The sequence below is a fragment of the Kitasatospora sp. NPDC023176 genome (genome assembly GCF_055560495.1).
The window spans coordinates 65,879-79,651 of sequence record NZ_JBVHIP010000002.1 but is presented as its reverse complement, the minus strand read 5'-3'; the positions used below and the strand labels follow the sequence as shown (position 1 = coordinate 79,651).

At 74.9% G+C, this 13,773-nt stretch carries 11 protein-coding genes and 1 pseudogene; 6 read left to right on the top strand and 6 right to left on the bottom strand.

The annotated features are described in order from the left end of the window. Positions 1 to 209: 209 nt before the first annotated feature. Together ACZ3YL_RS04530 and ACZ3YL_RS04525 are read left to right on the top strand one after the other, a co-directional pair. The gene (locus ACZ3YL_RS04530) at positions 210 to 1,556 is read left to right on the top strand and encodes a sensor histidine kinase (protein ID WP_411292974.1); all 1,347 of its coding nucleotides are present in this window, start codon (positions 210 to 212) and stop codon (positions 1,554 to 1,556) included. Next, the gene (locus ACZ3YL_RS04525) at positions 1,553 to 2,236 is read left to right on the top strand and encodes a response regulator (protein WP_188305643.1); all 684 of its coding nucleotides are present in this window, start codon (positions 1,553 to 1,555) and stop codon (positions 2,234 to 2,236) included. Before ACZ3YL_RS04530 ends, ACZ3YL_RS04525 begins: the two co-directional genes overlap by 4 nt. Here the strand turns inward: ACZ3YL_RS04525 and ACZ3YL_RS04520 are convergent. From ACZ3YL_RS04520 to ACZ3YL_RS04510, 3 genes and pseudogenes are all read right to left on the bottom strand, one after another. Further along, a pseudogene (locus tag ACZ3YL_RS04520) lies at positions 2,133 to 2,780 on the bottom strand (LodA/GoxA family CTQ-dependent oxidase); the annotation flags it as partial. The gene ACZ3YL_RS04525 and the pseudogene ACZ3YL_RS04520 overlap by 104 nt on opposite strands. A 56-nt stretch (positions 2,781 to 2,836) precedes the next feature. Continuing rightward, on the bottom strand, positions 2,837 to 3,550 hold the full coding sequence (locus ACZ3YL_RS04515; protein ID WP_188305642.1) for a response regulator: 714 nt from the start codon (positions 3,548 to 3,550) through the stop codon (positions 2,837 to 2,839). Between the two features lie 46 nt (positions 3,551 to 3,596). Then, positions 3,597 to 4,931, bottom strand: a complete 1,335-nt coding sequence (locus ACZ3YL_RS04510) for a sensor histidine kinase (RefSeq protein ID WP_465655352.1) — start codon at positions 4,929 to 4,931, stop codon at positions 3,597 to 3,599. Positions 4,932 to 5,149: 218 nt separating this feature from the next. Here ACZ3YL_RS04510 and ACZ3YL_RS04505 point away from each other — a divergent pair, with 218 nt between their 5' ends. From ACZ3YL_RS04505 to ACZ3YL_RS04495, 3 genes are all read left to right on the top strand, one after another. After that, entirely contained in the window at positions 5,150 to 5,860 is a 711-nt protein-coding gene (locus tag ACZ3YL_RS04505; protein ID WP_465655350.1) for an ABC transporter ATP-binding protein, read from the top strand. Further along, positions 5,857 to 8,226, top strand: coding sequence for an ABC transporter permease (locus tag ACZ3YL_RS04500; protein ID WP_465655348.1), 2,370 nt, complete (start codon positions 5,857 to 5,859; stop codon positions 8,224 to 8,226). The genes ACZ3YL_RS04505 and ACZ3YL_RS04500 overlap by 4 nt, the downstream gene beginning before the upstream one ends. 340 nt (positions 8,227 to 8,566) lie before the next feature. After that, on the top strand, positions 8,567 to 9,196 hold the full coding sequence (locus ACZ3YL_RS04495) for a TetR-like C-terminal domain-containing protein (protein ID WP_188307018.1): 630 nt from the start codon (positions 8,567 to 8,569) through the stop codon (positions 9,194 to 9,196). 39 nt (positions 9,197 to 9,235) lie between these two features. Here the strand turns inward: ACZ3YL_RS04495 and ACZ3YL_RS04490 are convergent, their stop codons facing one another. The 3 genes from ACZ3YL_RS04490 to ACZ3YL_RS04480 all read right to left on the bottom strand — a co-directional run bounded on the left by ACZ3YL_RS04490 (position 9,236) and on the right by ACZ3YL_RS04480 (position 12,715). Further along, entirely contained in the window at positions 9,236 to 10,600 is a 1,365-nt protein-coding gene (locus tag ACZ3YL_RS04490) for an FAD-dependent oxidoreductase (RefSeq protein ID WP_465655346.1), read from the bottom strand. Between the two features lie 153 nt (positions 10,601 to 10,753). Continuing rightward, the gene (locus tag ACZ3YL_RS04485; protein WP_465655344.1) at positions 10,754 to 11,623 is read right to left on the bottom strand and encodes a slipin family protein; all 870 of its coding nucleotides are present in this window, start codon (positions 11,621 to 11,623) and stop codon (positions 10,754 to 10,756) included. A 231-nt stretch (positions 11,624 to 11,854) separates the two neighbouring features. Beyond that, positions 11,855 to 12,715 (bottom strand): NAD(P)H-binding protein, encoded by an 861-nt coding sequence (locus tag ACZ3YL_RS04480; protein WP_465655342.1) that lies wholly within the window; start codon positions 12,713 to 12,715, stop codon positions 11,855 to 11,857. 252 nt (positions 12,716 to 12,967) lie between these two features. Here ACZ3YL_RS04480 and ACZ3YL_RS04475 point away from each other — a divergent pair, with 252 nt between their 5' ends. Next, positions 12,968 to 13,624 (top strand): helix-turn-helix domain-containing protein, encoded by a 657-nt coding sequence (locus ACZ3YL_RS04475; RefSeq protein ID WP_465655340.1) that lies wholly within the window; start codon positions 12,968 to 12,970, stop codon positions 13,622 to 13,624. Positions 13,625 to 13,773 lie beyond the last annotated feature (149 nt).

Here is a 13,773-nt window from a genome sequence, read left to right as displayed (position 1 = left end):
GTTGGCGGGGCGCGCGGGCGCCGCGTTCGGGCTCACGCCCACGCCCCACTCCTCCCGGCGCCGAGTGGGGGGGGGGGGGGGGGGCGCCCCCCCCCCCCCCCCCCCCACCGCTCCGTTCGTACGATCCGGATGGCCCGTACGAACCGCACGGCCCGTCCGAGAGCCGCATGACCCGTAGGACACGCACGACCAGCAGGGAGAACGCGCCGGTGAGCGAGAACCACCCGGTGAGCGGGGACCGCACCTCCGCCGGCCCGTCGGCGGCCATCGACACGCTGCCCGGCCACCCGCTGTTCGCCCGGCTGGCCCGGATCGGCCAGCGGCTGCGCGAGGCCGACCGCCGGCACCCGTGGGTGCTGGACGCCACCGTGGTGGTCGCGGCGTTCCTGGTGTTCTGCCTGCCCGACCTCTTCCCCGGCCACGGCGACTTCGCCGGTCACAACGACGGCGGTCCGCACGAGCACCGGCTCAACCTGGCCCGGCTGCCGCTGCTGGGCACCCTGGCCCTGCAGGCCGGCCTGGTGGTGCCGCTGCTGTGGCGCCGCCGGCGGCCCACCCAGGCCTTCGCGGCGATCATGGCGGTGTTCGTGCTGCAGTGGTCGCTGGGCGTGGGACTGCGCGCCGACGCCGCCCTGCTGGTGGCGCTCTACAGCCTGGCCCTGCACGGCCGGCTGCGGCACCTGGCGTGGTCCTGCGCGATGATGGCCGGCGCCATGGCCCTGGTCGCGGTCGAGGTCTCCGGCGGCGGGCTGCCGGTCGGGGACGCGCTGTTCTTCCTGGTCAGCGCCGCCACCGCGGCCGTCGCCCTGGGCATCGCGGTGCGCATCCGGCGCGCCCAGCTGGCCGGGCTGCGCGAGCGCGCCGCCCGGCTGGAGATCGAGCGCGACCAGCGCAGCCGGCTGGCCACGGCCACCGAACGCACCCGGGTGGCCCGGGAGATGCACGACATCATCGGCCACAACCTGTCCGTCATCGTCACCCTGGCCGACGGCGGCGCCTACGCCGCCCAGACCTCCCCCGAGCGCGGCCGGGAGGCGCTGCAGCTGATCGGCGAGACCAGTCGGCAGGCGCTCGGCGAACTGCGCCGGATGCTCGGCGTGCTGCGCGACCAGGCCGACCAGGCCGCCGAGTTCAACCCGCAGCCCGGCATCGCCGACCTCGACGGGCTGTGCGCCCGGATCCGCGCCGCCGGCCCCCAGGTGGTGTACACCGTCGGCGGCGACCCGGACCAACTGGACCGCGGCGTCCAGCTGATGGCCTACCGGATCGTCCAGGAGGCGCTCACCAACACCCTCAAGCACGCCGGACCGGACACCCGGGTGCACGTGATCCTGACCGTCGACGCGACCCGGCTGCGAGTGCGCGTCCAGGACAGCGGCCCGCCCGGCGGCGCCCGCCCGGTGCGCCCCGACGGCGAGGGCCACGGCCTGGCCGGGATGCGCGAACGCGCGGCCCTCTACGGCGGGACCGTCACGGCGGGCCCCGGCCCTGGGGCAGGATGGACCGTGGAGGCCGTACTGGACCTCACCCCCGACCCGACAGGCGGCCACCCGTGACCACCGTCCTCATCGTGGACGACCAGCCACTGCAGCGCTACGGCTTCCGGATGCTGCTGGAGAGCCAGCCCGACACCGAGGTCGTCGGCGAGGCCGCCCACGGCACCGAGGCCGTCCGGCTCACCGCCGACCTGCGGCCGGACGTCGTGCTGATGGACATCCGGATGCCCGGCATGGACGGCATCGAGGCCACCCGCCGGATCGTCGCCGGCGGCGGGCGCTCGCGCATCCTGGTCCTCACCACCTTCGACCTCGACGAGTACGCCCACGCCGCGCTGCGCGCCGGGGCCAGCGGCTTCCTGCTCAAGGACGCGCGGCCGGAGGAACTGCTGGCCGGGATCCGCGCCGTCGCCGAGGGCGACGCCGTGGTGGCGCCCGCCATCACCCGGCGGCTGCTCGACGCCTACGCCCACCACCTGCCGGTCCGCCCGGCCGGCGCGGCGCCCGTCGAGGACCCGAGGCTGGAGGCGCTGACCGAGCGCGAGCGGGAGATCCTGGTGGCCATCGCGCAGGGCTGGACCAACAGCGAGATCGCCCAGCGGCTGGTGCTGGCCGAATCCACCGTCAAGACCCACGTCAGCCGGGTGCTGGCGAAGATCGGCGCCCGGGACCGGGTGCAGGCGGTGATCTTCGCCTACGACCGGGGGCTGACCCGGCCCAACCCACCGATCGCGAAGTGAAGCCGGTCGGTGAAGATCGCTGCCCGGGGCCGCCACTGCGGCGGCCCCGGGCGCCTGTCCGCCGTGCTACGCCTGGCTGCTGGGGCTCGACGATGCCGAAGTCGTAAAACTCGGCGACGGACTGCTTGAGCTGCTGCTTGTAGTCGCCCCTGAGTCCGCGCAGCCAGGACGCGCGCTTGGCGAACGCCGCCTCGCGGCCGTCCTCCTCGGTCTGTGCGGTCTCCTTGTTGACGATCCGGCAGTCGCTCTCCTTGAGGACGTGGTTGGGCACCCGGGCGGGCCAGCAGGTGGGCGGGCAGGGGTCGTAGCGGGGGCCAAGGTTGGCACCGGCCTCGTAGCCGGAGCGGCAGCTGGCGGTGTCGGTCTGCCAGGGGACGGCCATCCAGCGGGTGAGGTCGCCGGGGCCCTGTTCGTGCAGAGGGCCGTCGGGGCCGAGCGCCCGGGTCTGGCTGAGCTTGTCGCCGTAGTCGGGTTCGGCGCTGCCCTCGGGGCGGTGGCGGATGCGCAGCGGTTCGCTGTACAGCGTGGTGTGGCGGATCGGCCAGGTGACCTCGCAGTCGGAACCGGCCCATGACGCCGAGGTCCTCGGGTGGAACCGGGCTAGGACGGCGCGGCGCCCGGGCGGACCAGGCCGGACTCGTAGGCCGCCACGATCGCCTGGGCCCGGTCGCGCAGGCCCAGCTTGAACAGGATCCGGGCGACGTGGGTCTTCACCGTGGTCTCGCCGAGGACGAGCCGTTCGGCCAGTTCCGCGTTGCTCAGCCCCCGGGCGAGCAGCCGCAGCACGTCCAGTTCGCGCGGGGTCAGCGCGGAGAGGTCCCGGTGGAGTGCCTCGTCCGTCGCGTCCTGGCGGGCGAAGCGCTCGATCAGCCGACGGGTGATGCTCGGGGCGAGCAGGGCGTCGCCGGCCCGCACCTGCCGGACGGCGCCGACCAGTTGCTCGGGGGAGACGTCCTTCAGCAGGAAGCCGCTGGCCCCGGCGGCGAGCGCGGTGTAGACGTAGCGGTCCAGGTCGAAGGTGGTCAGCATGATGATCCGGGGCGGTACGGCGTCGGCCGGGAGCTCCGCGAAGATCCGGCGGGTCGCCTCCAGGCCGTCCAGCTCGGGCATCCGGATGTCCATCAGCACCACGTCGGGCGTGGTGCGCAGGACGGCCTCGACGGCCTGCAGCCCGTCCGCGGCCTCGGCGACCACGTCGATCCCCTCGGCCCGGAAGATCAGCCGGAAGCCGGTCCGCAGCAACTCCTGGTCGTCCGCGATCACCACCCGCAGCCGCCGCCCGGACCGCTCGTCCGCGTCGTCCGTCCCGCTCATGCCGTCCCGCCCCCGTTGTGGTTCTCGCTGTCGGTCGCCGGTCAATCTACTGCCCGGGTCGGGGAGGTCGGCACGGCGCCTCCCGGGGGATGACGGCCCGCACCCGGAACCCCCCGTCCGGCGCCGCGGCGGCCTCCAGGGTGCCGCCGTAGACGCCCAGGCGCTCGCGCAGGCCGATCAGGCCGCGCCCGGTGCCGGACGTCGCGGCGGGTGCGGGGCTGCCGCCGGAGTCGGCGACCACCAGGGTGAGTCGGCCCGGCGCGTGCTCCACGGTGATCCGCACCCGGGCGCCCCGGGCGTGCTTCATGGCGTTGGTCACCGCCTCCTGGACCACCCGGTAGGCGGCCAGGTCCATGCCGGGCGGCAGCTGCACCGGCTCGCCCAGCACGGTCAGCTCGACCGGCACCCCGGCGCCGCGCACCCGCTCCGCCAGCGCGGGCAGCCGGCCCAGTCCGGGGGCGGGCCGCAGTTCGGCGTCGTCGTCCGAGAAGTCATCGGCCTCGCCCATGGTGAGCAGGTCCATCGCGTGGCGCAGCTCCGTCATCGCGGCCCGGCCGCTGGACTCCACCGCGCGCAGGGTGTGTTCGGCCTCGGCCTGGTCGATCCGCATGATCTTCCGGGCGGCGCCGGCCTGCACCGTCATCACGCTGACGTGATGGGTGATCACGTCGTGCAGCTCCCGGGCGATCCGGGAGCGTTCCTGCTCGGTCGCGAGCAGGGCGGCCTGGTCCTTCTCCCGCAGCAGCGCCTGCTCCCGCAGGGACCAGGTGCGCACCGTGTTGACCACCAGTGCGACCGGGACCAGGAACAGGAAGGTCGCCGTCCCGGACTCCAGCGCGGGCACGCTGGACTCGTGGGTCACCACCAGGACGACGGTCGCCGCCGCCGCACCGGCGAGCGCCGGGACCCGCCGGGTGCTGTGGATCGCGGCGCTGTAGACGGCGACCACGCAGGCCAGGAAGGTGGCCAGCGGGTCGAAGCCGGGGCTGAGGTGGAACAGCAGGCTCGCCGCCACCACCGTCCCGCACACCGACAGCGGGTAGCGGCGCCGCGCCAGCAGCGGCAGCGCCGCCAGCACGGCCAGCGCCAGCTGCCAGGACTGCACGGCGCCGTAGTGGTGGACGACCATCCCGTAGGCGGGCGGCGGTACGGCGGGCACGCCGTCCGGGGCGACCGGCAGGGTGGGGGCGGTCAGCGCGACGCTGACCGGTGAGCGGTCCAGCGCGCTGCCGACCGTGCCGGCGGTGAGCGCGAGCGCCAGCGCCGCGTCGGCGGCCCGGGACCACCCGGTGCTCCGGGGTGGCGGGGCGGCCGTGGTGCGCAGTGCGGTGAGGCCGGCGGACCAGCGGCGGGCGAGGTCGGAGAGCGGTCGGAGTTCCACGGCCCGGAGTCTGGCAAAACCACCCGGCCCGGCGCATCCCTCCGCCCGACGAGCGGCTGTCGCACCAGCGGCATCCTCCGTGCGGAGGATGCCGAACGGCCTCCTCCCCGAGGATGACCCGCCGGGGCCGACGAGGGTTCGTCACCGTGCCGGACGCGGGTGACGGGGCGCCAGGCCTAGCTTCGAGCCCGCTGATCCCTTCGTTCCCTGGAGACCCCGTGACCCCGCCCGCCATCGAGATCCGCGCCGTACGCAAGGAGTACGACTCCGGCCGACCGGCCCTCGCCGACCTGGACCTGGAGGTGGCCGCCGGCGAGGCGCTCGCCGTGCTCGGCCGCTCCGGCAGCGGCAAGTCCACGCTGCTCAACCTGATCGCCGGCCTCGACCGGCCCAGCACCGGCACCGTCACCGTCGCCGGGCTGTGCCTGGACGGGCTCGGCGAGGCCGAGTTGGCCCGCTTCCGGCGCGAGCGGATCGGCATGGTCTTCCAGTTCTTCCACCTCCTCGACGACCTCACGGTGGCGGACAACGTGCTTCTCCCGGCCCAACTCGCGGGTGCTCCAAGGGCGTTGGCGCGCCGACGGGCCGCCGAACTGCTGGAACGCCTGGGCATCGCCCGCCACGCGGCGGCCTTCCCCGGCCGGCTCTCCGGCGGGGAACGCCAGCGGGTGGCCGTCGCCCGGGCGCTGATGAACCGTCCGGCGCTGCTGCTCGCCGACGAGCCGACCGGCGCGCTGGACAGTGCCTCCGCCGCGGACGTGCGGGACCTCCTGGTCGGCCTCCACCGGGAGGGCCAGAGCATCGTGCTGGTCACCCATGACGCCGCGCTGGCCCGCGACTGCGCGACCCGCACCATCGAGCTGGTCGACGGCCGGATCGCCCACGACAGCCGGATCGCGCACGACGACCGGGCGGAGGCGGGCGCATGAGTGCGCTGGGCAAGGTGGTCCGGGCCGGGGTCGGCCGCAAGCGGGTGCAGACCCTGGCGGTGCTGCTGACCACCCTGATGGCCGTCACCGCCGCCGTCCTGGCCGCCGGACTGCTGGTCGCCTCCCAGGCGCCCTTCGACACCGCGTTCGCCGCGCAGCACGGCGCCCAGCTGACGGCCCAGTACGACGCGGCGCGCAGCACCGAGGCGGATGCCGCCGCGACCGCGCACCTCCCGGGGGTGACGGTCGCGGCCGGACCGTACCCGGTGCTGTCGATCAGCCCGCACGTCGGGCCCAACACGTCCGGGATGCCGGTGGGCCGGGAGATGGAGCCGCTGCGGATCGTCGGCCGGGCCGACCCCGGGGGAGCGGTGGACGCACTGCGGCCGGCCTCGGGGCGGTGGGCGAACGGCCCGGGCGAGGTGGTGCTGGAGGCCCACCACGCGCCGCTGGACGTCGGCGACCAGGTGGTCTTTCCCGACCTGCCGGGCCGTCCGAGCCTGACCGTGGTCGGCCTGGCCGCCTCGATGACCGGCACCGCCGACGCCTGGGTGCCGCCCGCGACCCTCGCCCGGCTCACCCCGCCGGGCGCCCGGCCCGACCACCAGATGCTCTACCGCTTCCGCCAGGCCGCGACGGACGCCCAACTCGGCGCGGACCGGGCGGCACTGGCCGCCGCCGTGCCGCCCGGTGCGCTGGGCTCCGCCGCCTCCTACCTGACCGTGAAGCGGGCCGCCGAGAAGTCCTCGGCCACCTTCGTTCCGTTCGTCGTCGCCTTCGGCGCGCTCGGCCTGGTGATGTCGGTGCTGGTCATCGCGATCGTGGTGGGCGGCTCGGTGAGCGCCGCCACCCGCCGCATCGGCATCCTCAAGGCCCTGGGCTTCACCCCGGAACAGGTGGTCCGGGCCTATCTGGCGCAGGCGCTGATCCCCGCCTCGGCGGGCACGCTGCTGGGCGTGCTGCTGGCGAACCTGCTGGCCGTGCCGGTGCTGGGCGAGGCCGCCACGGCCTACGGCACCGGGACGCTGACGATCGCGCCCTGGGTGGACCTGGCCGTCGCCGGCGGTGCGCTGGCGGCGGTCGCCGCGGCCGCCCTGGTGCCGGCCCTGCGCGGCGGACGGCTGGGCACCGTGGCGGCGCTCGGCAGTGGCCGCACCCCGCGGCCCGGGCGCGGCCGGGCGGTACGGGCGCTGCTCGGGCGACTGCCGCTGCCGCGAGCGGTCGGCCTCGGCCTGGGCGGGCCCTTCGTCCGGCCCGGCCGGTCCGCGACGATGGTGAGCGCGGTGCTGCTGGGCAGCGTCGGCGTCACCTTCGCCCTGGGACTGGTCCTGTCGCTGAACGGCATCCAGGACGGCATGGACCGCAAGTCGCCCGGGAGCGTGCTGATCCAGGCCCTCGGCCCGCCGCCCGCCCCGGCGCCGGGCGCCGACGCGCAGCCGGTGCGGAACGCCGACCCGGAGACGATCGCCCGGCTGATCGCCGCCCAGCCGGGCACCCGCCGCTACCTGCGCACCGGCTTCACCCAGGTCGGCGTGGCGGGCCTGGCCGGTCCGACCCAGGTGGTCGCCTACGGCGGGGACCCGTCCTGGGGCGCCTACCAGATGGTCGCCGGCCGCTGGTTCGACGGCCCGGGCCAGGCCGTCGTCCCCGGCGGGTTCCTGACCGCCACCGGCACCCGGCTCGGCGACACCGTCACCCTGACCGCCAACGGCCGCGAGTCCCGGGTCCGGATCGTCGGCGAGGCCTTCTCCACCCGGCCGGTCATCCTCACCGACGCCCGCTCGCTCGACGGCCTGGGCGCCTACGTCATCCCGGAGTCGATCGAGTTCGACATCGACCTCACGGCGGGCACGGACCGGCAGGGCTACGTCGACGCCCTGAACCTCGCGCTCGCCCCCTACGGGGTCGCCGCCCAGCCGAACGACGGCCATCTGAGCAGCATGGCGGTGTCGATGGACGCGCTGGCCGGCACGATGGCCCTGATGCTGGTCGCGGTGGCCGGGCTCGGCGTGCTCAACACCGTGCTGCTGGACATCCGCGAACGCGTCCGGGACTTCGGCATCCACCGGGCGCTGGGCATGAGCCCGCGCCAGACCGTCACGATGATCCTCACCTCGGTCGCGGCCGTCGGAGCGGTGGCGGGCCCGGCGGGCATCCCGGTCGGCATCGCGCTGCACGACTACGTGCTGCCGCGGATGGGCCGCGCGGCGGGGACCACGATCCCGACCGCGGACCTGGCGGTCTACCACGGGTGGGTGCCGGCGCCACTGCTGCTGGGCGGCCTGCTGATGGCGGTGGGCGGCGCGCTGCTCCCGGCCGGCTGGGCGGCCCGGATGGGCACGGCGGCGGCGCTGCGGACGGAGTAGGGGACGGAGTAGCGGTCGTCAGTCGGTGAGCTCGCCTGTGGTGCGGGCATGTTGAAGGGGGGCGGCAGCCGCAGCGGCTGCCGCCCCCCTTCCCGTGCGCCGGGTCAGCAGCCTCCGGCGAGCTCGTGGACGTTCGTGCCGACGCCCTGCGGCCTGCGGGGCCCAGCGGTGCCCCGGAGGCCGATCGCGACAGGCCGTTGGGCCCGCCGGGCTCCCGGGCGCGCAGATTCTTGGTCCCGCAGGTTCCTGGTCACGCAGGGTTCTTGGGAGGGAACGGGTTCGTTCACTAACATTGGGCCATAGGCCTGGTGAACACGGAACCCCAGGGAGGTGTGCGGCCATGTCCGCTGAAGCCCGAACCGTTGAGGGCGCCGCCGCGCGCGCGGCGGCGACCGCCCCGGTCCGCCGGCGCGGTGAGGCGCTGGAGAGTGCCATCTACGGGGCGACCCTCCAGCAGCTCACCACCGACGGTTACGCCCGGCTCACCATGGAGGGCGTGGCGGCCGCCGCACAGACCGGGAAGGCCGCCCTCTACCGGCGCTGGTCCTCCAAGGAGGAACTGGTCATGGACGCGCTGCGGGCCAGCCTGCCGCCGGCCCGGCCGGCCCCCGACACCGGAAGCCTGCGCGGGGACCTCCTGGAGGTGGTGACCGGGCTGCGCACCGCGATGTTCAGCGACCTGGGCGCCGCCGTCCGCGCGATCATGAGCGAGATCGACCACCAGCGCGCCCGCGTCTTCCTGGAGCTGGTGCAGCAGCGGGTGGTCGACCCCACCACCGCGCTGATCGCCGAGGTGCTCGACCGGGGCACCGCCCGGGGCGAGGTGCGCCCCGGGGCGGTCACCCCGCTGGTCACCGACGTGGTGCCGGCGCTGATGCTGTACCGGATCAAGATGTGCGGCGGGGGCGCCGTGGAACTCGACCCGGTGGCGATCGTCGACGAGGTGCTGCTGCCGGTCGTCCGGGCCTGAGCCGGGTCCGTCGCCGGACCGGGGCCCCGCTGCTGCGACTCAGGCCCCGCTGTTGCGGAGCATGTCCTCGCGCTCGACGACCTTGACACGCTCGCGGTCCTCGGCCCGGCCGAGTTCGCGCTCGTGGGCGTCGAGCTGCTTCCAGCCGTCCCAGGTGGTGAAGCGGACGCCGCGGGCGCGCAGGTGGTCCTCGATGGCCGCCGGGTCGGGCTCGGCGGCGCCGGGCAGCCGGCCGCCGGCGTGGTCCTCCAGCAGGCAGGCGACGGTCTCGTTGGCGTCGCCCTTGGTGTGGCCGATCAGGCCGACCGGGCCGCGCTTGATCCACCCGGTGACGTAGACGGCGGGGACGTGCGAGCCGTCGCCGTCCAGGACCCGGCCGGCCTGGTGCGGGACGGTGCCGGAGACCGGGTCGAAGGGCAGCTTGGGCAGCTCGTCGGAGTAGTAGCCGACGGCGCGGTAGACCGACTGGACGTCCCAGTCGGTGTGCCGGCCGGTGCCGCGCACGTTGCCGGTGCCGTCCAGCTCGGTGCGCTCGGTGCGCAGGCCGACGACCTTGCCGTCCTCGCCGAGGACCTCGACCGGGGACTCGAAGAAGTGCAGGTAAACCCGGTGGGGGCGGTCGCCGACATCGCGGATCGCCCAGTTCTCGACGGTCGCGGCGACCAGGTCGACGTGCTTGACGGCGCGGCGCGCGGCTATCGAGCCCTCGTCGTACTCGATGTCCTCGGGGTTGACGATGACCTCGATGGTGGGCGAGTGGTCGAGCTCGCGCAGCTCCATCGGGCTGAACTTGGCTTGGGCGGGGCCCCGGCGGCCGAAGACGTGGACCTCGACGGCGCGGTTGCCCTTCAGGCCCTCGTACACGTTCGGGGGGATCTCGGTGGGCAGCAGCTCGTCGGCGGTCTTGGCGAGGATCCGGGCGACGTCCAGGGCGACGTTGCCGACGCCGAGGACGGCGACCTTCTCGGCCTCCAGCGGCCAGGTGCGCGGGACGTCCGGGTGGCCGTCGTACCAGGAGACGAAGTCCGCCGCGCCGTAGGAGCCGTCCAGGTCGATGCCGGGCAGGTCGAGCGCGCGGTCGGCCATCGCGCCGGTGGAGAAGACCACGGCGTCGTAGTGGCGGTGCAGGTCGTCCAGGGTGAGGTCGGCGGGGTAGTCGACGTTCCCGAACAGCCGGACCTGGGGCTTGTCCAGGACCTGGTGCAGGGCGGTGACGATGCCCTTGATCCGGGGGTGGTCGGGGGCCACGCCGTAGCGGATCAGGCCGAACGGGGCGGGCATCCGCTCGAACAGGTCGATCGAGACGCCGGGCGCCGTGGCGGCGTCGGACTTGAGCAGGGCGTCGGCGGCGTAGATCCCGGCGGGGCCGGCTCCGACGATGGCGACTCGGATCGAGCGGGTCATGCGGGCGAATCCTCCGGGCGGGCGCAGCGGGGCCTACTGGTCTGGACCCTTGCAGCCAACCCGCTGCTCGCGCGCAGCTGTAGTCGGTTCTGATCTATGACGTCATAGAGTTGACCTATGGCCGGCCCGGGAACTTCCCGGGCCGGTCGGACGTCAGCTGCCGTCGGCCGGAGTGGAGGCCGCGGCGGTGGCGGGTGCGGTGGCGGGTGCCTGCGGGGGGACGGCCGAGGTCGGTGCCGTCGTCGCTGCCGGGGCGGTCGCACCGTCGGCGAGCCGGGCGGTGGAGGCCTCGAAGAACCGCAGCAGCTCCACCGGGAACGGCAGCACCAGCGTCGAGTTCTTCTCCGCCGCGACCTCGACCACCGTCTGCAGCATGCGCAGCTGCATCGCCGCCGGGGTGTCGGCCATCTTGCTCGCCGCCTCGGCGAGCTTGGCGGCCGCCTGGAACTCGCCGTCCGCGGTGATGATACGGGCCCGGCGCTCCCGGTCGGCCTCGGCCTGGCGGGCCATCGAGCGCTTCATCGAGTCGGGCAGGCTGACGTCCTTGATCTCCACCCGGTCGATGTGCACGCCCCAGCCGGTCGCCGGGCTCTCCAGCATGACCTCCAGGCCGTGGTGCAGGTTCTCCCGGCCGGACAGCAGGTCGTCCAGCTCGCTCTTGCCGATGATCGAGCGCAGCGAGGTCTGGGCGACCTGCAGCATGGCGAAGCCGTAGTTCTGCACGTCCACGGTGGCCCTGATCGGCTCGACCACGCGGAAGTACAGCACCGCGTCGACGCTCACCGAGACGTTGTCCTTGGTGATGCCCTCCTGGGCGGGCACCGGCATGGTGATCACCTGGACGTTGACCTTGCGCATCCGGTCGAGCACCGGCAGCAGCAGCGTCAGCCCCGGCTCGCGGACCTGCCCGAGCACCCTGCCGAGCCGGAACACCACGCCGCGCTCGTACTGCTGCACCACCCGCACGCCGGTCATCAACCACAGCAGGACGACGACCACGACGACGATCACGAGTTCCGCCACGCCTGTTCTACCTTCTCCCCGTCGCGGTGCGGCCGGGCCGGGTCCGGGATGGCCCTGTCACCGGGCGCTCGCCGCGCGCAGCACAGTATGCGCCCGGCCGGAGCGCACGGTAAGGCGTGTGCAGGGGGGTCTTGACGCAGCGTTGACGATCAGGATCCGTCCGGTGCCGGGGCGGTGGCTCACCCCGGCGCCGGACCAGGCGGCTCAGCCGGCTCGGGCGGCTCGGGCGGCTCAGGCGCGGAAGGCGTCCGCGTGCTCGGTGGCGAACTCCGCGAAGGAGCGCGGCGGACGGCCGGTCAGCTTCTCCACGTCCGAGCTGACCGCCGAGGCCCGCCCGGCCGCGTACAGCCCGTACAGCTCGACCATGCCCTCGGCGCGCCACGGGTCCCAGCCCGTGCCGAGCATGCCGTCCAGGGCCGCCTCGGGGGCGAGCGCGGTGTACGCGACCGGGTGGCCCGTGGCGGCGGCCAGCTGCGCGGCCACCTCGCCGTGGGTGAGCGCGGCCGGGCCGGTCAGGGTGTAGACCGCGCCCTCGTGGCCCTCCGTCGCCAGCACCTCGACGGCGGCCGCCGCGACGTCCCGGGCGTCCACGTACGACACCGCGCCCGCGCCGCCCGGAACGGCCAGCCGGCCGGCCTTGACGGTCGGGGCCGTGCCCAGGAAGTTCTGGTAGAAGCCGTTCGGGCCGAGGACCGTCCACGGCAGGCCGGAGGCCTCCAGGTGCGCCAGGCCCGTCACGTGGGCGCCGACGAAGCGCACGCCCTCGGGCCGGTACTCGATGCCCGCGGCGGCGTGCAGCACGATCCGCGGGCGGCGGCCGGTGCGGACGGCGGCGTCGATCACGTTCTTCTCGTGCTCGGCCATCTCCGGGTGCACGGCGACCAGCAGGTAGACGGTGTCGGCCCCGTCCAGGGCGGTGTCCAGCGACGCCGGGTCGGCGAAGTCGGCGGCGACCCGCTCGACCGCGGTGTCCCACTCGGCCGGGCCCACGGACCCGGCGCGCACCAGCGCCCGCACCTCCCGGCCGCGCTCCCGCAGGCCCACGACGACCTTCGACCCGACCGTACCGGTGGCACCCGTCACGACGATCACGGATGTTTCTCCTTGTTCCCCGTTGTTCCCCGTTGAACGAAGCGGACATGATTCCGCGTCAGGGGGATGATCGCAGGCGGCGGATGGGGGATCAAGGTCGGGTTCCCGCACCCGCCATGGCGGGCTTCGACACGCACGGAGCCCTGCCGTTGCTCGACTTGGGGTGAGCCGGACGCTTGGATGGATCCGGCCTGGTCACCGCCCGGACACCGGCCCGGGCACCCCCCCTTGGCGAGCCGAGGAGCCACCACCGTGAACGACACCCCCGACCCCGACCCCATCGCCGTGGGCCGCCGGATCGCCGAACGGCGTGAGCGACTCGGCCTCACCGAGGACGCCCTGGCCCATCAGGCCGCGATGGCCCCCCAGTACCTGCGCCACCTGACCGAAGCCGGGCCCGCCTTCGACCCCGGCGGCTTCGTGCGGATCGCCGCCGCCCTCGGCATGAGCCGGGAGGAACTCCTGGAGGGCCGCGCCGACGCCCCGCCCGGCCTCGGGGCGCCCGGCCCACGGCCCCGGCTGCTCGACCTGACCGACGCCGAGTGCTGGGAACTGGTCGGCTCCCACGGGATCGGCCGGATCGCCCTGCCGGTGCGCCCGGGCCCGGCCGTCTACCCCGTCAACTACGTGGTCGACCGGGCCACCTTCGCCTACCGCACCGGCGAACGCGCCGCCACCGCCCCGGAGCCGGGCGCGGAGGTGTCCTTCCAGGTCGACCGCATCGACGAGTACCTCGGACGCGGCTGGAGCGTGCTCGCCCTCGGCTCGGCCCGCTACGTGGAGGACCCGGAGGAACGGCGCCGCCTCGAGGACCTGCCCGGCGCGGCCCCCTGGGCAGGCGGCGACCGGCCCTGCTGGGTCCGGATCCGGCCCGCCGAGATCAGCGGCCGCCGCCTGGTCACCGGCTGACGGCGGCGCCCCGCGCCGCCGCGCGGCCCGGCCGCAGACGGCGCCGCGGGGGCCCAGGGCCGACACGGGCTGGTCGTGCGGGCCCGGGGCGGGCGGCAAGTGCGGTACCAGCGCCATGCGTTGGGGGATCGACGGGCGGCGGGTGAGGG